The following is a 19,332-nucleotide window of genomic DNA, read 5'->3' as shown; positions in this document are numbered from 1 at the left end:
TGACAGCTCGTAAAATGACAAGTCCTATGGATGACCTTAATAATAAAATTGATATTAAGCATAGAAGCCTATTTAATTATGATTAATAATGCTTTTTTGATTATCTATTTTCCCTTTGTTATGTCGTTATTAACCTTCATTCAAGTAGGATTACTTGTAGGTGGTTCGGTTTTTATTGTTATGCTTATTCATGCATGGCGTAAAAGTCGAAAGCAGGAAGCTGAAACAAAAATTATTCCTATTGCAATTATTGGTGGCTTCGCTAATTTCTGTGACACATTAGGTGTCGGCAGTTTTGCTATTAAAACGGCGGGTTATAAGCAATTTAAGTTAGTTGATGACCAATTATTGCCGGGAACTTTGAATTGTCAGTCGGTATTAGCGACCGTAACTCAATCACTTATTTTTCTAACTGCGGTAGATGTTGATTCGACTACTTTGGTGTCTTTGGTGGTTGCGGCATGTTTAGGAGCTACGGTTGGGGCGCGAGTAGTATCAAATTGGGATCGCCAACTCATCCGTTTAGTGATGTGCTGTGCCTTGTTGGTTGTAGCTACTTTGATGTTGGCGGGTCAGCTGAAACTAATGCCTTTAGGCGGCTTAGAGTTAGGTTTAAGTGGTTGGAAGCTAGGCGTGGCGATTGTTGGTAACTTCTTGTTTGGTGCATTAATGACGGTGGGTATCGGTTTATATGCGCCATGCATGACGATGATTTACTTGTTAGGCATGCACCCGCTAGCAGCATTTCCAATCATGATGTGTTCGTGTGCTTTCTTGAGCTTCTTCTCAGCAGGTAGCTTTATTTGTAAAGAGCGCGTGAATACACGTGCAGCGTTGGCTGTTGCGATTTCTGGTCCGTTGGCTGTGGTTGTTGCGGCTTATTTGGTGAAGTCGCTAGATCTGCAATTGTTAGCGTGGTTAGTTATTGGTGTTGTATTGTATACCTCTTTTACCATGTACCGTTCATGGATCGAGGCGCGTAAAGCACCTGCGATGGCAACGGCATAACGAGAATCAAAGTTATTGCGCGTAAGCTTGAGTGAACTGTAAATTGAGTTGTGGTTAAAAAAGAGAAAAGGTACGCATCGGCGTACCTTTTTTGTATTTGTTGCCCAGCCCTGAAAGCGTGCTGTTATTACTGCGGTTGAAATTGACGGGTTTCTAAGCGGCTTTCGGTCGATGTGACCACCAGTACTGAACCATGATCGTACCAATCACCTAAAACGGTACGGGTCGCTGGTTGGTTATTCACCTCGATGTGATGAACGTTCGGGCGATGGGTGTGACCGTGGATCATGTGGGTGACACCGTACTCAATCAGCACTTGATCAACTGTGTTTGGATCAACGTCCATGATCATCGCATCTTTTTGTTGATTAGTGCTGCTACTGCTTTGCCGCATTTTAGCACCAATCTTTAATCGGCGACTCAAAGGTAGGCGTAAGAACAGCCACTGTACAAAGCGATTGTGGACCTTTTTACGGTATTTTTGGTAACTCTCGTCTTGGGTGCATAGCGTATCACCGTGCAAGATGAGCGTTGGAGTGCCATACAAATCCACCACAGTGTGTTCATCGAGTAAAGTGACCCCAGTTTCGCGGCTAAACTGTTTGCCGACTAAGAAATCACGGTTACCGTGGATAAAGTAGCAAGGTGTTCCGCTATCGGTCAGTTGTTTAAACGCGCGCTTGATTTGCTGGTGGAAGGGAGAGTTATCATCATCACCAATCCACATTTCAAACAAATCCCCTAAAACGTATAGGGCATCAATGTTAGCTGTTTCTTCTGCCATAAAACGAAGAAAGCAGTCGGTGATATCAGGGCGGTCTGCGCTGAGGTGTAGGTCGGCAATAAATAGTGTGGTCATAACGAATAAGGGCGGCTTCAAGGCCGCCCTGTCATCCTAACGAAGATTATTCTTCGATAGTTACGTCGTTGATTAGCACTTCTTCAACTGGTACGTCTTGGTGTACGTAACCCCAGTTACCAGTAGAAACTGCTTTGATCTTGTTAACTACATCCATGCCTTCAACAACTTCAGCGAATACACAGTAACCCCAACCGTCAGGCGTTTCTGCTTTGAAGTCTAGGAATTTGTTGTCGTTAACATTGATAAAGAACTGAGAACTTGCTGAATGCGGTTCCATTGTACGCGCCATTGCAAGTGTGCCTACTTTGTTGCTTAGGCCGTTGTTCGCTTCATTTTTGATTGGTGCACGAGTTTCTTTTTCTTCCATGCCAGAAGCCATGCCGCCGCCTTGGATCATGAAACCGTCGATTACACGGTGGAAAAGTGTACCTTTGTAGAAACCGTCACGGCAGTACTGTAGGAAGTTAGCACAGGTTTCTGGTGCTTTATCTGCGTGAAGTTGGATTTTGATATCACCAAAAGTTGTGTGAAGCGTTACCATGAGATTGTCCTTTAATGGATGTTTATTTCATTAAGTATTGAATTCTATCGTACTAAGGGATGTCGTCAATATGATTTAACTATATGTCACTCCCTTCAAGATGCGAATTTTTCCCTCTGATAACCGCCATCTTTGTTGATGAATTATTCGTTGATGATTTTCTATTCAGCACTTTGATTTTGTTCTAAATAATATAAAAGAGCGATGAAAGAAAGCAGCGGCTCAGATGCTTAAAAATTGCGGCAAGTTTGTTAATGGCTTTGGGCAGAGGCGCTCAAATAAAGTGCCATAGGTAGTATCTTAGGCATTGCACCGCATACACGGCTTATTTTTCCTTGCCTTAGTAGATTATAAGAGGTGTAATTGCTACTTATATCTGTAACCCCATAAACATGAGTAATGAAAAGACATGCTTAAGATCTATAACTCACTCACAAGACAAAAAGAAGAATTTAAACCAATTCAGCCTGGTAAAGTGGGCATGTACGTGTGTGGGGTAACCATCTACGATTTGTGTCACATTGGTCATGGTCGTACGTTTGTTTCTTTTGATGTTGTTTCTCGCTACCTGCGTTACTCGGGTTACGATCTGACTTTTGTTCGTAACATCACGGATATCGACGATAAAATCATTAAGCGTGCGGCAGAGAACGGCGAAAGCTGTGATTCACTAACCGAGCGTTTGATCGGCGAAATGTACGCTGACTTTGATGCGCTTGGCATGAAACGCCCAGACATCGAGCCACGTGCGACGCAATTCATTGCTGAAATCATCACAATGTGTGAGCGCCTAATCGAGCGCGGTTTTGCATACGTTGCTGACAACGGCGACGTGATGTTTGAAGTAAGCAAGTACGATGAATACGGTAAGCTGTCTAAGCAAGATCTTGATCAGCTTCAAGCGGGTGCGCGTGTTGATATCGAATCAGCAAAACGTAGCCCTCTTGATTTCGTACTTTGGAAAATGTCTAAGCCGGGTGAGCCGACTTGGGAATCACCTTGGGGCCCAGGTCGTCCAGGCTGGCACATCGAGTGTTCAGCAATGAACTCTGCGATCCTAGGCGATCACTTCGACATTCACGGCGGTGGTTCTGATCTACAGTTCCCACACCACGAAAATGAAATTGCACAATCTTGCTGTGCGACTGGCTCTCAGTATGTAAATACCTGGATGCACAGCGGCATGGTAATGATTGATCGCGAAAAAATGTCGAAGTCACTGAACAACTTCTTTACGATCCGCGATGTACTTGCACATTATGATCGTGAAACAGTACGTTACTTCCTAATGTCTGGTCACTACCGTAGCCAGCTGAACTACAGCGAAGACAACCTAAAACAAGCGCGTTCTGCACTTGAGCGTCTATACACTTCACTACGTGGTCTTGACGTTAGCGTAGAAGCGCAAGGCGGTGAAGAATTCGTTGCTCGCTTTAAAGAAGCGATGGACGATGATTTCAACACACCTGAAGCTTACTCTGTATTGTTTGATATGGCGCGTGAAGTAAACCGTCTGAAAGCGGATGACCTTGCTGCAGCATCGGTATTGGGTGCACGTATGCGTGAACTGGCTGACGTTCTAGGTCTTCTTTCTCAAGAGCCAGAAGCTTTCCTACAAAGTGGTGCTGGTGAAGATGATGACGTAGCTGAAATCGAAGCGCTGATCCAACAACGTCTTGATGCGCGTGCTGCGAAAGACTGGGCTGCTGCTGATGAAGCGCGTGATAAGCTAATGGCGATGAACATCATTCTTGAAGATGGTCCTCAAGGTACAACTTGGCGTCGTAAGTAAGCGTTATTGCTGCAGATTTAATAAAAACCGCTCCTTGTGAGCGGTTTTTTTGTACCTGTAAGCCAAGGTTACCCTGCGTGTTGAAGATACGACAAAAAAGTGATCTTGCATCATTATCGAAACTCTCGTGAGTGATATCGAATGCAATGGTTCACATATCTATAATATTCACCTTATTTAATACTCTAAACTCATTATTATTGATGGCGTTTGTTTCTAACGAGCATAATCCAATAACGTTAAGGACATAATAATGAAAAAAGTTTGGCTAGCCGCTGTGATCAGTAGCGTATTACTTTCCCCTGCATCTTTCGCTAATAATGGCGACAAAATCGTTGTTGCTCACCGTGGTGCGTCAGGTTACTTACCTGAACATACTTTGCCTGCTAAAGCCTTGGCTTACGCGATGAAGCCAGACTACATCGAACAAGATGTAGTGATGACCAAAGACGATCAGCTCGTGGTACTACATGATCATTACTTAGATCGCGTGACCGACGTAGCTGAAGTGTTCCCAAATCGTGCTCGTAAAGATGGTCGCTACTACGCGATTGACTTTACGTTGGCTGAAATTAAGCAATTGAGCGTTACTGAAGGCTTTAACCTTAAAGACGGTAAGCAAGTGCAAGGTTTCCCTGAGCGCTACCCAATGTGGCAATCGAACTTCACAGTGCCGACTTTGCAAGAAGAGATTGAGATGATCCAAGGTTTGAACAAAACCTTGGGTTACGACATTGGTATTTACCCTGAAATCAAAGCGCCATGGTTCCATCGCCATGAAGGTAAAGACATCAGTAAAGCGGTATTAGAAGTGCTGAAAGAGTACGGTTACACCAGTAAAGACAGCAAGGTGTACGTACAAACTTTTGACTTCAATGAGCTAAAACGCATTCATGATGAATTGCTACCAGCGATGAAAATCGATTTGAAATTAGTGCAATTGATGGCGTACACCGATTGGAATGAAACTATGGTGTATGACAAAGACGGCAAAGCACAGCCTTATAGCTATGACTGGATGTTTAAAACCGATGGCATGAAGACTGTCGCTAAGTACGCTGACGGCATTGGTCCTTGGAAACCTATGGTGGTATCGGATCAGTCAAGCAAAGGTAATATTAAGCTAACAGGGCTAGTGAAAGCCGCACACGCTCAAGGTATGGCGGTTCACCCTTATACTTTCCGTAAAGATGAAGGTCGTATCCCTGCTTATGCGGAAGACTTTGCGGATATGCTCGATATTTTCTACAACACCGCGAATGTGGATGGGGTCTTTACCGATTTTCCAAACCTAGCGGTAGATTTTATTTCGGAGCGTGAATAAATATAAAGAAAATATAACATAACCGTGAGTGATAACACTCATTAGGTGAAAGGGAGTGCTATTGGCGCTCCCTTTTTGGTTGTATTGACTCTTATTTTGAGCGGGTTTTCTCGTCTGAGTTTAAGAGTGACTTATATATTTTCCGGTAATTTTGTACCGCACTCTTTGCAGTAATGGGCGTCAGTTTCGTGACCGCTGGTGCTGCAATTAGGGCAGCGGATCAATTCGCGATGCACTTTCATTTCTTGATTCAGCTCGGCAGTAATGATCCCGGTTGGTACGGCAAGAATTGAGTAGCCAAGCAGCATGGTCAGTGAAGCGAGCGCTTTGCCGAGAACAGTATTAGGCACAATATCGCCATAACCCACGGTTGTGATGGTGACAATTGCCCAGTAAATGCTTTGTGGAATGCTGGTAAAGCCGTTTGCAGGGCCTTCAATCACGTACATCAGCGAGCCAAACAGCGTCACCAAGATTGAAACTGAACTAAAGAACACTAAGATTTTGCGTTGGGCGTGTTTAAGCGAACGTAACAGTATATTGGAGTCACGCAGGTAGCGAACGAGCTTGAGCACTCGGAAAATACGTAATACTCGTATTAAACGTATGATCAGCAAATAGTGTGCGCCTGGTAAGAAGAAGGCGATGTAAGCGGGTAAAATAGCCAATAAATCTATGATGCCATAGAAACTGCGAGCGTACGCGAATGGCTTGGGTGAGCAATATAACCGCAAAAGGTACTCAATAGTAAAGAGCAGGGTGAAGCCCCATTCAATATAAAAGAGAGGGCGGCTGTATTCTTGCTGCACGCTGGCAATGGAAGACAGGATCAGTACGACTTCTGAGCTGAGAATAGTGATGATCAATGCGATATCAAAGTATTGTCCGCCACGGGTTTGCGTACCAAAGATAATGCTATAAAGCTTGGTTTTTAATCGTGAAGTTTGCATGTTTCGCTGTTGGTGATCGTGAGAGTCGCTAGATACAGCGCCTATCTAATCAAATCCATACCAATTCTGACAGTTTAAAATGGCTCTCGTTACCAATAATGAGAGCAATAACAAACATGGATACTGAGTGACAGCAAAGAAAAAGGGAAGCAATTTATGCTTCCCTTTGATTGGGCTTTGCCGCGGTGAATAACCAAGTGTGGGTTACTCAATATTTTGACGCTCTTCGTCGGTGTTAGCCTGCTAAGGCTGGGAATAAACCGCGAACACCTGAAGCAATAAACTCAATCCCAAGTGCACCTAAGATCAAACCCATAATACGTGTGATGACGTTGATACCGGTTTGTCCTAAAAAGCGCACAATAATAGGCGCACTACGAAATAGCAGCCAACAGCTGAAAGCAAATAAGCAGATGGTAACAGCAATACCAATGGTGCTAGATAAAGAAGGATATCGCGCCCCATAAACAATGGTTGAACTGATAGCACCAGGTCCTGCCATTAATGGCATCGCTAATGGCACCACACCAATCTGCTCACGGCTGATTGATTCTGACTTCTCTTGTTTATTCTGCTTATCTTCACCTAACTTACCGCTCATCATTGAGAAAGCGATACTGGTAAGGAGTAAACCACCAGCAACGCGGAATGAATCAAGTGAAATGCTGAACATATCCAACAAGAACTGCCCCGCGAGTAATGACACCGTCAGAATAGCAATAACCGCAATATTGGCTGTATAGGCCGTTTTATTTCGGTCTTCTGGTGGCATGTGAGCGGTTAACGAGACAAATACCGGCATGATACCGATAGGGTTCACGGCAGCGATTAGGCCGATGAAAAATTGAAGGTAAATAGCAAATTCGATTGTTTGCATGAGTGTACGCCGTTACAGAAAGAGTGAACAAGTGGGTAGTGCACTGTAATACCAAAATGATAGGCCTGTTGCCTTTCATGTAATTGGTAAAAAGAAGTCAATGCCGCAGATTACCCCAGCGAGTTATTAGTCGTGCTATGAAGCAGTGCGCTTATCATCTTTAGTGTAAAAGCTAAGTCGCTGACTAACTGGCGATACTTTAAGCTAAACCCTAGTCAATCACCAATAAAATAATATTGAAAATGAGCGCAAACAGCGATTAATTACGTATTGCTGTTATTGCATTGTTAATTGCCTGATTGGGGGTTACTCTTTGTGGGTAAAATTCGTGCTAGGCAGTTATGAAACAAAGTTTGAGCAACGCCACATTTTTTGTGTGACTGCTGTCACAATTGATGAGTATATGTGTAATATTTGTAGGAAAATTACGTAATATTTCAGCATGTGAAAGGTGGTGGGTTTGCGGATTAATCGCAAAAGATAGCGTGCGACTCGCAAATAATTACCTTAAGTGATTGATTTTTCATGACGTGAATCTGATTTTGACAATTTTCATCCAATGCGAGTGACAAGTGATCTGAATCAATTTTTTTTACGGTGTGAATTAATATAATCAGTTTTGAAAGCAATTTACTAAGTGTGTGTGTTGCGATGATGTAATGAAAGGTCGTCAACGCAGCAACTCGAAGGATTTGAGACGTATCCTTACTAAAAAGTTTTCAATATTAAGTTAGGAGTTAACTATGCCTGTTACTAATGTGGCTGAACTAGATGCAATGATTGCACGTGTAAAAGCGGCTCAAAAAGAGTTCGCAACTTTCTCTCAAGAGAAAGTCGATGCAATCTTCCGCGCTGCCTCTCTTGCGGCAAACAATGCGCGTATTCCTCTAGCTCAACAAGCCGTAGCTGAATCTGGTATGGGTATTGTTGAAGATAAAGTAATCAAGAACCACTTTGCTTCTGAATTTATCTACAACAAATATAAAGATGAGCAAACCTGTGGCATCTTAGAAGAAGATGACAACCTAGGTACTATGACCATCGCTGAACCTGTAGGTATTATCTGCGGTATCGTTCCAACTACGAACCCAACATCTACAGCAATCTTCAAATCTCTTATCTCTCTTAAAACGCGTAACGCGATCATCTTCTCGCCACATCCACGTGCGAAAAACTCAACAAATGATGCAGCTAAACTAGTACTTGATGCAGCAATCGCAGCTGGTGCACCAAAAGACATCATCGGTTGGATCGATCAGCCTTCTGTTGAGCTTTCAAACGCGCTAATGAAGCACGATGACATTAACCTTATCCTTGCGACTGGTGGTCCAGGTATGGTTAAAGCGGCTTACTCTTCAGGTAAACCAGCTATCGGTGTAGGTGCAGGTAACGTTCCAGTTGTTATCGATGAAACTGCAGACATCAAACGTGCAGTAGCATCTGTTCTTATGTCTAAAACGTTCGATAACGGTGTTGTTTGTGCTTCTGAGCAAGCAGTTATCGTTATGGACGAAGTATACGACGAAGTTAAAGCGCGTTTTGCTTCTCACAACGGCTACGTACTAACTAAGTCTGAAGCTGAAAAAGTACGTAAAGTACTGCTTATCAACGGCGCACTAAACGCTGATATCGTAGGTCAACCAGCGACTAAGATTGCTGAAATGGCAGGCGTTAAAGTTCCAGCTAATACTAAGATCCTTATCGGTGAAGGTGAAGAAGTATGTGTTGAAGACGAATTCGCACATGAAAAACTATCACCAACACTAGGTATGTTCCGCGCATCTTCATTCGAAAACGCGGTAGACCAAGCGGTTAAAATGGTAGAGCTTGGCGGTATCGGCCACACATCTGGTCTATACACTAACCAAGACGTTAACGCTGACCGTATTCGTTACTTCGGTGACAAACTAAAAACTGCACGTATTCTTGTAAACATCCCGACGACTCACGGTGGTATCGGTGACCTTTACAACTTCAACGTAGCGCCTTCTCTGACTCTAGGTTGTGGTTCTTGGGGTGGTAACTCTATCTCTGAGAACGTGGGTCCTAAGCACCTTATCAACAAGAAAACAGTAGCGAAGCGAGCTGAGAATATGTTGTGGCACAAACTACCAAAATCTATCTACTTCCGTCGTGGTAGCCTTCCAATCGCAATGAGCGACCTTGAAGGTAAGAAGCGTGCGTTCCTAGTAACTGACCGTTTCCTATTCAACAACGGTTACGCTGACGAAGTAGTATCTCTACTTAAAGCTCAAGGCATCGAAGTTCAAACTTTCTTCGACGTAGAAGCAGATCCAACACTTTCTGTTGTAGAGAAAGGTGCAGAAGCAATGAAGAGCTTCCAGCCTGACGTTATCCTTGCACTGGGTGGCGGTTCTCCAATGGATGCAGCTAAAATTATGTGGGTAATGTACGAGCACCCAGAAACGCACTTCGCTGAACTAGCAATGCGCTTCATGGATATCCGTAAACGTATCTACAAGTTCCCTAAAATGGGTAAAAAAGCTGAGCTTGTATGTATCACAACGACTTCTGGTACAGGTTCTGAAGTTACACCGTTTGCGGTTGTTACCGACGACAAGACTGGTGCTAAATACCCACTAGCTGACTACGAAATTACGCCTAACATGGCTATCGTAGATGCGAACCTAGTAATGAACATGCCTAAGTCGCTAACCGCATTCGGTGGTTACGATGCAGTAACTCACGCACTAGAAGCTTACGTATCTGTTCTTGCTAACGAATACTCTGATGGTCAAGCGCTTCAAGCACTTAAGATGCTTAAAGAGTACCTACCATCAAGCTACGCGAACGGTGCAGCTGACCCAATCGCTCGTGAGAAAGTACACAATGCGGCAACTATCGCTGGTATCGCGTTTGCGAACGCATTCCTAGGTGTTTGTCACTCTATGGCTCACAAGCTAGGTGCTGAGTTCCACCTACCACACGGTCTAGCGAACGCATTACTAATCTCTAACGTTGTACGTTACAACGCGAACGATAACCCAACTAAGCAAACAGCATTCTCTCAATACGACCGTCCACAAGCACGTCGTCGTTACGCAGAAGTTGCTGACCACCTAGGTCTATCTCACGAAGGTGACCGCACTGCTCAGAAAATTGAGCGTCTACTAGCTTGGTTGGAAGAGCTGAAAGTTAACCTAGAAATCCCAACGTCTATCCAAGCGGCGGGTGTTCCTGAGGCTGACTTCCTAGCGAAACTTGACGAACTGTCTGTTGAAGCGTTTGATGACCAATGTACAGGTGCAAACCCACGTTACCCTCTAATCACAGAGCTGAAAGACGTGCTAGTAGCTTCTTACTACGGTAAAGCATTCGTTGAAGGTGAGACGTTCGAAGGTACGACTGTAATTAAGAAATCAGAACAGGCTGCTGAAGAAAAAGCACCTAAAGCGAAGAAATCAAAAGCGAAAGCTGACGCTTAATCTTCCTTAACTGATTGAAAAACCCGCCATTAGGCGGGTTTTTTTATGCCTGTAATAAGGCATCTGAGGCATCTGAGGCATCTTTTAAGTGGTATAACTGTGTAGACGCGCTTACGACACTTCTGCTTCCAGCGTACGGCCATTAAAGTAGTCATTGGCGACTATGTATTCCGCACTTCGCACTATCTCGTACTGAAGGTGCTGATTCATGGATTGGTGGGACTGGCAATCATCGCAGTCACAGCCAATCGAGATCGGTGCCACCCCACCAACGCGAATATTGAATGCCGACAATTCTTTTGCCCAGCTTTGGGTTAACCCTGAAATCATGGCTTTGGTACCGCCAAAACCGGGATGGTGTTCGTTTTCTGTCGAGTGGGTGGTGAGATTGACGATCACCCCTTTGCGATTATGTTGTCGCATGTAATTGGCGGCTTGTTTACCAAAGGCAAAGAAAGTGGTTGCAAGCTCCGTCATGGAGTGACTGAACTTATCCACGGAGTAGGGCGAGAACAGAGTAGGGAGTTCGGTGCCTATCCAGTAGTTAATCAGTACATCAATTGCTCCCAACTGTTGTTGGGTTTGCTCGAAGATATGGCGGATATTGGCTTCTTGCTGATCTTCGAGGTGAAATGCCTGACATTTGGCACCAATCGCCATACAGGCACGATAGGTCTGATCGAGTCGTGTTTTATCGATGTCAACCAAGGCAATGAATGCCCCTAGAGAAGCAAAGTGAAGCGAAATCGCTTTACCGATAGGGCTACCGGCAGCGGTGATAAGTATGACTGATTGCGCAATTTCCATGACGACCATCCGTGTACATTAATCTTAGGGCCTCAATGCCGTAATAATGGGTGCTCAAGAATCTGATCACGATATTTCTTATTGTTATGGTCTGTGTACCAAGTAGGGCTGTGAAAGCTTTACCTATCCCGTTGGTAGTAGCCAGTTCTCTGAGGTCGGTATAAATGTCAGGTTGTAGTGTTGCAACCAGTTGAAATACTAACCCTCAACAAATGTTAGTAAATTGTGATAATGAAAGAAGGGCGAAAGAATAAAGGTATGATTTCTGTCACTAAAGCCGAGTGTTAAGCCATGGTTTCTATGAGTAGGGTCACGCTGTGTATTGCATTTCAGCGAAGCGCTTCGCTTGGATCAGCGATAGGTACAAATCCTGTGGTGACACATTCAGTTTGGCTTCGTCTTTTGGTGGCAGTAAACGGCGTTCATGCCCAGAAAGATTGTGGTACAACTCTTCTGGCATACCTTTGGTGCCTTGTGGCGGGAAGGTGAGCGCAGCAGGTTGAAGTTCATGCAGAAATTGTGAACTGCGGATCCCGCCTTTGTGAAAAGCGTCAGCTTGGGCAGCGGCACGCTGGTAACACTCTTCGGTACTGGTTAGTGGTTGTGGACGTGCTAACTCAAAGTATTCACGTAACTCTTCTTCGGTCTTACCCTGAGCAGGTGGAATTTCGGTCGGGGTATTTTCCAGATAATCCGGTGACAGCATCGCCAGCATTAACGAAAAGTCAGAACGACGACCAGTCTCAACCGCATGGTTAAGTTGGCTGCCAAGCTGGACTTCGTTGATCAGCTGCGCTTTGTCTAAAGTATGGATTTGCATCTGGATAAAGAGGCTCGTTAGTGTGATACCTCTTTATCGGTGATGAGTATCAATACTTTAGGTTTTATTTCCCTTTATTTTCAGTTGTGCTGTTTTCCGCAGCAAGCTGTTCAAGTGCTAAACGCATGCGGCGTAAGGCTTCGACTAATAGCTCATGGCTGCAAGCAAAATTGAGGCGGATAAAGTGCTTATTGCCGAAATCAGCGCCTGGTGATAAACCCACGCCCGCTTTTTCAAAGAAGCTATGCGGGTTTTGCACTGGCATTTGGCTGGCATCAATCCATGCCAAATAGGTGGCTTCGATAGGGTGTAATGATAAATAAGGCATCATGTTGATTTCGTTCATTAACAGTTCGCGATGCTGACGTAAATAAGCGAGTTGTTCATTGAGCCAAGGTTGTCCGTGTTCGTAAGCAGCTTGAGCTGCCGTGTAGGCGAACACGTTAACGTCGGGCACGATCCCTAGTTTGGTTTTGATAAATTGGCGGCGTAGTTGTGGATTCGGGATGATTGCCATAGACGCACCCAGTCCTGCAATATTGAAAGTCTTACTTGGTGCAATCAAAGTGACACTACGTTGCGCCGCACTGTCGTTGAGACTGGCAAACGGAATATGGTGCGCGTCTTCATCGAGTAATAGATCACAATGAATTTCATCGGAACAGACCACTAAATCATGCTGTTCAGCAAAGGCGAGAGTTTGTTCTAGTTCTTGGCGTCGATATACAGTCCCACCGGGATTGAGTGGGTTACACAACAACATTAAACGCGTGTTATTAGCAAGCTGATTGCCATCGAGTTCAGGTAACCAGCGCTGGTGGTTAAGCGTCACTGGCAAGGTGGACAAAGTACGCTTAGCCAACTTGATGGAAGACATGAAAGGCGGGTATATCGGCTTGGGTGTCACTACGCCTTGGTCGGGTTCGGTGAGCGATCGGACACACAGGTTAATGCCGCAGACGAGCCCCGGTAAGTAGACGATCCATTCTGGCTCGATATGCCATTGATGTTTTTTCGCCATTCGTTCGATGATCAGTTGCGTTAGCCGCTCAGGGGCATGACCATAGCCAAAAATGCCGTGATCGACGTGCTGGTGGAGGGCATCAGTGATCTCCGTAGGAACTTTAAAATCGCTGTCAGCAATCCACATCGGTAGTACGTCTTGGTGAGCGTATTTACTCCATTTGATGCTGTTGGAGTCGCGACGATTGATAATAGGATCAAACAGAGGGTTGGGTTGGCGTTGATACATAGCTTGATGACTTCCCTGACAAAGAGACATCATTGCATAGTATTAGAAAATAGTGGGAGAGGGGATGCGTGAGAAGTGAAAAGCGAGAGCTAGGTCAACAGCCCCATACTGAGGCTGTTGAAATCATAGCGACTGGCAATTATTCGGTGCTAAACGTTTTTCCACCAAATTGATCCGCGGCATAAGCCACGCGTTCTGCCGGTTTCGGTACTTCGGTTGGTGTACCCATGCGCTCAATATGCTTCAAGCGAGGCAGCAAGCCACAGCCATTGGCAATTTGGATAGCCAAACCCGGGCGAGCATTGAGTTCAAGTACCATCGGGCCCTTGTTCTTATCAAGCACCATGTCGGTACCCATGTAACCTAGCCCTGCCATTTCCCATGCACTCGCAGCTAGTGTTAGCAGGCGCTCCCATTCTGGTACGGCTAGTTCACTGAGTAAGCGCCCTGTATCTGGGTGACGTTCAATTGGCTGATTAAATTGCACCGCACGAATGGCTTTACCGGTTGCGATATCAATCCCAACCCCAACAGCACCTTGGTGTAAGTTAGCTTTGCCATCGGAAGCGGCGGTTGAACAGCGCATCATCGCCATAACAGGGTAGCCTTTGAACACGATTACGCGAACATCTGGCACGCCTTCATAACTGAAACCGTCGAAAACATCATCGAATTCGATCAGGTTTTCAATCATAGCCACATCGTTCTTACCCCCTAGCGAGAACAATCCCGCCAAGGTGTTGGTAATATGGCGCTCAACATCTTGCTTGTTAATTTGAGCACCGGATGGCTTCGTGTAAACCCCATCTTTGTGCTTAGTGATCACCAAAATGCCTTTGCCGCCAGAACCTTGCGCTGGCTTAATCACAAACCCCGGCCAATCTTTCACCATATCGTGCACGCGTTTTACGTACACTTGGCTGTCGATCACGCCAATCAACTCAGGTACGGTAGCTCCCGCACGCTGAGCGATATGCTTGGTTTTGAGCTTATCATCAACTAACGGGTACAAGCTACGGTCGTTATAACGACCGATATAGCTGTGGTTACGCTGATTCATCCCCATAATACCGCGGTCGCGGAGTTTAAACGGGGACGTAAACTGTGACAAAAATGACATAGCTTAGTCCTCCGTTAGGGGCTTAAAGCGTCGTAGCTCACTTAAGCGGTAGCCAGTGTAGTTACCTAGCATCAAGATTGCTGCCAAGATAATTAGCTGCATACCGATAAAGTTGAATGTAAGGTGGCGAACAATTTCGTTAGTCATCGCAAGGTAAACCAGTACTGCGGTTAACAGTGAACCACCACCTTGGATCAAGACTTCTTTTGCTCCTTCTTCTTCCCACAGAATCGACATACGTTCGATGGTCCATGACAAGATGATCATCGGGAAGAAAGTAATGGTTAAGCCTTCCACCAAGCCAATCTTAAATGCCACCACGGTAAATACCGAGATGATCATAATAACCGTGATGATCACCGCCGATATCCGCGCTACCAGCAGCAAGTTAAGCTTGGAGAGGTAACTTCGGATGATCAAACCGGTACCGACAATCAGCAAGAAACCGAGAATACCGGTAACCAGTTGGGTTTGAACAAATGCCACCGCGATCAACACCGGCATGAAAGTACCAGAGGTTTTCAAACCAACAATAATCCGCAGGAATACCACAATCAGCGCACCAATTGGTACTAGCATGATGGTTTTGAACATTGCTTGTTCTTCAACCGGTAAGCTGTGAATCGAGAAGTTCAGTAGATCTTCGGCTTTCACTTTCTCACTGGTTGCGCGCTGCGGTGTAATGTCTTGCGCAATGATAGAAAAGCTGACATTTGAATTACGACCGCCGATCACATCCAGCATGGAGTGACCTTTTTGGTTCCATACCATCACGTCTTCTGGCTTGCCTTCTTCCCCCGTCACTGGGTTAAAGAGCTGCCATTTTTCGCCGCTCCACACTTCCACCAACGGGAAGATGCTTTGTCGACGACGTCCGTCTTCTAGTGTTAAGCCACCAACGACGCGGGCATGAATACCTTCAAGGGAGAGCAAATTAACAATGGCACTCTCGCGGCTGAGGTTGTTCAGCAGCAGTGAGGCATTCTGGTTTTGCTTATCATCAAACTGTTTAATCAGTTCGCGGGTGAGCGTTAAGTTATCAGACGAAAGCTTACGCGCTTGCTCTAATAGTGCTGTTGCCGCCGTTTGTTGCGGGTTATCGAGACTGACCGCAATCGTATCACCCGTTGGAGGCGATAAATCGTATTGCGCTTGGTCATCAACCAGCATTTGGGTTTTGTAATAGAGGATTTGCTTGCCGATGGCTTCGCGGATCGACCATTCAGCACGACGACCGTTGTCTGTGTCGATTAACGCGACACCATAACCTGGCGAAGAAGTGCTTTCGTCAATGAGAGTGAAACCTTGTTGGGTTTCAGGGGCTGCCATTGACACTTTAACCGGCTCACCAATAGCATCAAACTCAACGCGGGCTTCTAACTCCCAAAGCGCACGTTGTTCCCCTGGCGTCCACGGTACACCATAGACTTCATGGCGGTATTGACTAAGCCCAACACCTGCGATGATGAGCAGGGTGATGAGAAAATAAAAAGGTATTCTTGATGTCATGACATCCTCATCATTATTTTATTGTTAGTTGTTCCGGTTCGTCCTTGCCTTGAACATATTTTTTACCGACATCAACCAGAGCGATATCTTTAAAGAATTCACGCCCTAGTAGTACTGGATACGTCATTTGAGTGCGATCAGCGAGAGTAAATTGCGCTTTTTCATGCAAAGAGCCAAGTTTTACCCAAGCCTCAACCACTGGGCGGCGAACCGCTTCTTGGCTGCTTGATTGGCGAATCTTAACCCAGCGTAAAATTGGCGCTTCGATGATTTCAGGTTCTTTAGTCACATCGGTTACTTGGTGGTTTAAATTGAAACGAACCCATTCTTTACCGTTACGTTCAAAAATTTGAAGATCAACAGCGTTCAATGATGAGGTCGTCGCACCACTATCAATACGAGCTTTGAAGTGTGACTTAACCGAATCTAACCATACCCACTCTTCTTCGCCGAGAATCGCTTTGCCGTGGGCAAGTTTGAGATTAGGTTCCGGGTTTGCCACTGGAGCAACAACAGCGTTAGGTGCGTTGTTGGCTTCATGTGGTTCACTAACGGTCTGAACTGAAACCTTATTTACTTCCTCTGCTAATGATAATAGCTCTTTTTCGAGGTTTGCAATATGTTCATTTTGTTGATCAATTTGATCAGTCATGGAGGCAAGTTGGCTGTTAACATTCATTTCCATCGTACTGATAGCCTGAAGCGTCTGCTGATGTTGCTCTGATTGATTCAGCGCACAGCCCGAAAGGAGAGTGAGAGCCAATAATGGAAAGTGACGGCGAAGCATTATTATCCCGGTAAATACTTGTTATTTTTGTATAAGCCGCGCTAGTGTAGCGCACAAAATGGGATGCGAATAGCATCCCAATGTCAGAGCCGCGTCATCTTTTTAATATTATTAATACCGCTGACAGTATTTTACTTTCAATTAGTTAAAAAATGGCCAAAGATGACGCAAAGTGCGGATTAGTCAGGATTACGACCAACCAAGATCGCACGTTTTGGTGCAGGGTAACCTTCAATGGTCTTGCTTGGGTCGTTAGGATCCAAGTAGTCAGGCAATGAGTTGTTGGTCATCCAATCGGTGGTGCGTTGCTCATCTGTGGTTGTCACGCACTCATCAACGATACGTACATCGACAAAACCACATTTCTCCATCCATACTTTCAGCGCTTTAGCTGAAGGGAAGAAGTAAACGTTATGCATTTGCGCGTAACGGTGGGTTGGCACCAGTACCGCATTTTCGTCACCATCGATAACCAAGGTTTCTAAGATCACTTCACCATCTTTACGTAGCTGGTTTTTAAGCTGAAGAATGTGATCCAGTGGCGAACGGCGGTGGTAAAGCACACCCATGCTAAATACAGTGTCAAACGCTTTGAGCTCTGGTAGCTCTTCAATGCCAAGTGGCAGCAAGAACGCACGGTTGTCGTTGCCCATTAGACGGCGAATGGCTTCAAACTGCACCAAAAATAGGTTTGATGGGTCGATACCCACAGTGAGTTTGGCTTCTTCACCCAGCATGCGCCACATGTGATAACCGTTACCACAACCGACATCAAGTACGGTACGGTTTTTCAGTGGTGAAATGTGCGGTAATACGCGATCCCATTTCCAATCTGAGCGCCATTCAGTATCAATGTCGATGCCATGAACCTGGTATGGACCTTTACGCCATGGGTGTAATAGGCGCAGTAGGCTCTCAAGGCGTTTTTGTTCACCAATTGCGATACCGTCTTCGTTAGACACGCTGACTGCGTTTTTAAGATCAATGGTATCTGGCTTAAAGGTTGGGAACTTTTGCAGGGCACGAGTCCAGCGACCCATATCGCCATGTTGTGCACGTTCCCAGCTATCAAGCTGTGACGGTAGGGTATTTAGCCAAGGGCGAAGCATTTCGTGCTGCGCGATTAATTGGTAGAACTCAGAAAAACTAAACATGTGTAACGTATAACCTTATTTAATCGCAAACATAGAGCCGAAGTTGAAGCATTGGAACCATACTTCCATGCTGCTAAAACCAATGTTTGCGAAACGCTCGCGGTGAGTATCAATGCTGTCTGGACGCATCACATTTTCAATCGCACTACGCTTTTGGCTGATCTCGAGTTCGCTATAGCCGTTAGCACGTTTGAAGTCATGATGAAGGTCAATCAGCAGCTCATTCGCACGCTCGTCTTCAAAAATGTATTTTTCAGATAGGATGAGGATGCCGCCCGGACGTAAGCCTGCGTAGATCTTCTCAAGCAGTAGCTGACGATCATCGGGCGCTAAAAATTGTAGAGTGAAGTTTAAAACCACCACCGAGGCATCTTGAATATCGATATTGCGGATATCCGCTTCAATCACAGTCACTGGGGTGTCTGAGCGATAGGCATCGATATGGAGACGGCATCGTTCAACCATCGCCGATGAATTATCAACGGCAATAATTTCACAACCTTCTTGCTGGATATGGCGACGCATCGAGAGTGTTGCAGCGCCCAAAGAACAGCCGAGGTCATAAACTTTCGAGTGCGGCTTGGCAAAACGTTCAGCCAGCATACCGATAGCAGAAATGATGTTGCTGTAACCCGGTACAGAACGTTGGATCATATCTGGAAAAACTTCAGCGACACGCGCATCGAAGGTGAAATCACCAAGTTTTTCAATTGGAGCGGCAAATATGTTGTCGTGGCCAGCCATTCTCACGAACCTCTTTAACTAGGAAATGGTATTCATAACTGATGTGCTTGCGTTGAGAGATGGTGCCTTGTTACTCCAAAGGTCCGCATTCATCGCAGGCTGAGGCATGATCCATCATCCTCTAAAAAGGCGCGTATTGTAGAAAAAATGCAGCCATTTGTCTTTACTGATTTTGTGATGGGGCTATTACAAGATTTCTGTAGGTAAGTAGGGATGTCAGAAGTGGTAACAAAATATTTGTTAGTGGGCTGTGACAAGTTTTAAGTGTCATAGAGTAACTCCTTGCCCTATGAACATTTATCGCCTGATATTGTGTTAACTGTTTGTTTTATCGTATTT

Annotated in this window: 16 protein-coding genes; 4 read left to right on the top strand and 12 right to left on the bottom strand. The window is 45.2% G+C overall.

The genetic code is table 11. The annotated features are described in order from the left end of the window. The first annotated feature begins 120 nt into the window (after positions 1-120). Positions 121-1,008 carry a sulfite exporter TauE/SafE family protein gene (locus tag A3K86_RS06090; RefSeq protein WP_068330257.1) on the top strand — a complete coding sequence of 296 codons (888 nt, stop codon included), beginning with the start codon at positions 121-123 and terminating at the stop codon, positions 1,006-1,008. Between the two features lie 127 nt (positions 1,009-1,135). Here A3K86_RS06090 and lpxH read toward each other — a convergent pair whose 3' ends face one another. Then, a complete protein-coding gene (gene lpxH, locus A3K86_RS06085) occupies positions 1,136-1,867 on the bottom strand; it encodes a UDP-2,3-diacylglucosamine diphosphatase (RefSeq protein WP_068329141.1) in 732 nt (243 codons plus the stop codon). Between the two features lie 46 nt (positions 1,868-1,913). Further along, complete coding sequence (locus tag A3K86_RS06080) at positions 1,914-2,411, bottom strand: peptidylprolyl isomerase (RefSeq protein WP_068329138.1); 498 nt, start codon at positions 2,409-2,411, stop codon at positions 1,914-1,916. Between the two features lie 409 nt (positions 2,412-2,820). Between A3K86_RS06080 and cysS the strand changes: the two genes are divergently transcribed. After that, positions 2,821-4,203: a cysteine--tRNA ligase gene (gene cysS, locus A3K86_RS06075; protein ID WP_068329135.1), complete on the top strand. Its 1,383-nt coding sequence runs from the start codon at positions 2,821-2,823 to the stop codon at positions 4,201-4,203. Between the two features lie 253 nt (positions 4,204-4,456). Beyond that, positions 4,457-5,527 carry a glycerophosphodiester phosphodiesterase gene (gene glpQ / locus A3K86_RS06070; protein ID WP_068329132.1) on the top strand — a complete coding sequence of 357 codons (1,071 nt, stop codon included), beginning with the start codon at positions 4,457-4,459 and terminating at the stop codon, positions 5,525-5,527. Positions 5,528-5,658: 131 nt separating this feature from the next. Here the strand turns inward: glpQ and A3K86_RS06065 are convergent, their stop codons facing one another. Next, on the bottom strand, positions 5,659-6,477 hold the full coding sequence (locus A3K86_RS06065; protein ID WP_068329129.1) for an ion transporter: 819 nt from the start codon (positions 6,475-6,477) through the stop codon (positions 5,659-5,661). A gap of 235 nt (positions 6,478-6,712) precedes the next feature. Further along, the gene (locus A3K86_RS06060; protein ID WP_068329126.1) at positions 6,713-7,354 is read right to left on the bottom strand and encodes a YchE family NAAT transporter; all 642 of its coding nucleotides are present in this window, start codon (positions 7,352-7,354) and stop codon (positions 6,713-6,715) included. 743 nt (positions 7,355-8,097) lie between these two features. On the opposite strand from A3K86_RS06060, the gene adhE reads away from it, so the two are divergent. Beyond that, complete coding sequence (adhE, locus tag A3K86_RS06055; protein ID WP_068329124.1) at positions 8,098-10,800, top strand: bifunctional acetaldehyde-CoA/alcohol dehydrogenase; 2,703 nt, start codon at positions 8,098-8,100, stop codon at positions 10,798-10,800. Between the two features lie 111 nt (positions 10,801-10,911). On the opposite strand, the gene A3K86_RS06050 is transcribed toward adhE, so the two are convergent. The 8 genes from A3K86_RS06050 to cmoA all read right to left on the bottom strand — a co-directional run bounded on the left by A3K86_RS06050 (position 10,912) and on the right by cmoA (position 18,993). Continuing rightward, on the bottom strand, positions 10,912-11,607 hold the full coding sequence (locus tag A3K86_RS06050) for an SDR family oxidoreductase (protein ID WP_068329121.1): 696 nt from the start codon (positions 11,605-11,607) through the stop codon (positions 10,912-10,914). Between the two features lie 310 nt (positions 11,608-11,917). Beyond that, positions 11,918-12,427 carry a VC2046/SO_2500 family protein gene (locus tag A3K86_RS06045; protein ID WP_068329118.1) on the bottom strand — a complete coding sequence of 170 codons (510 nt, stop codon included), beginning with the start codon at positions 12,425-12,427 and terminating at the stop codon, positions 11,918-11,920. Between the two features lie 64 nt (positions 12,428-12,491). After that, complete coding sequence (locus tag A3K86_RS06040; protein ID WP_068329115.1) at positions 12,492-13,679, bottom strand: MalY/PatB family protein; 1,188 nt, start codon at positions 13,677-13,679, stop codon at positions 12,492-12,494. 139 nt (positions 13,680-13,818) lie between these two features. Further along, the gene (locus A3K86_RS06035) at positions 13,819-14,799 is read right to left on the bottom strand and encodes an alpha-L-glutamate ligase-like protein (RefSeq protein ID WP_068329112.1); all 981 of its coding nucleotides are present in this window, start codon (positions 14,797-14,799) and stop codon (positions 13,819-13,821) included. A gap of 3 nt (positions 14,800-14,802) precedes the next feature. Beyond that, positions 14,803-16,308, bottom strand: coding sequence for an inactive transglutaminase family protein (locus A3K86_RS06030; protein WP_068329109.1), 1,506 nt, complete (start codon positions 16,306-16,308; stop codon positions 14,803-14,805). Positions 16,309-16,321: 13 nt separating this feature from the next. Next, positions 16,322-17,095, bottom strand: a complete 774-nt coding sequence (locus A3K86_RS06025; RefSeq protein ID WP_068329106.1) for a putative ATP-dependent zinc protease — start codon at positions 17,093-17,095, stop codon at positions 16,322-16,324. Between the two features lie 179 nt (positions 17,096-17,274). Continuing rightward, the gene (gene cmoB / locus A3K86_RS06020) at positions 17,275-18,249 is read right to left on the bottom strand and encodes a tRNA 5-methoxyuridine(34)/uridine 5-oxyacetic acid(34) synthase CmoB (RefSeq protein WP_068329103.1); all 975 of its coding nucleotides are present in this window, start codon (positions 18,247-18,249) and stop codon (positions 17,275-17,277) included. Between the two features lie 15 nt (positions 18,250-18,264). Continuing rightward, positions 18,265-18,993 (bottom strand): carboxy-S-adenosyl-L-methionine synthase CmoA, encoded by a 729-nt coding sequence (gene cmoA / locus A3K86_RS06015; RefSeq protein WP_068329100.1) that lies wholly within the window; start codon positions 18,991-18,993, stop codon positions 18,265-18,267. Positions 18,994-19,332: the final 339 nt, after the last annotated feature.

Origin of the sequence: Photobacterium jeanii (genome assembly GCF_001650345.1) — a bacterium.
Lineage (GTDB): Bacteria > Pseudomonadota > Gammaproteobacteria > Enterobacterales > Vibrionaceae > Photobacterium > Photobacterium jeanii.
This window is presented reverse-complemented; position numbering and strand designations above follow the sequence as displayed.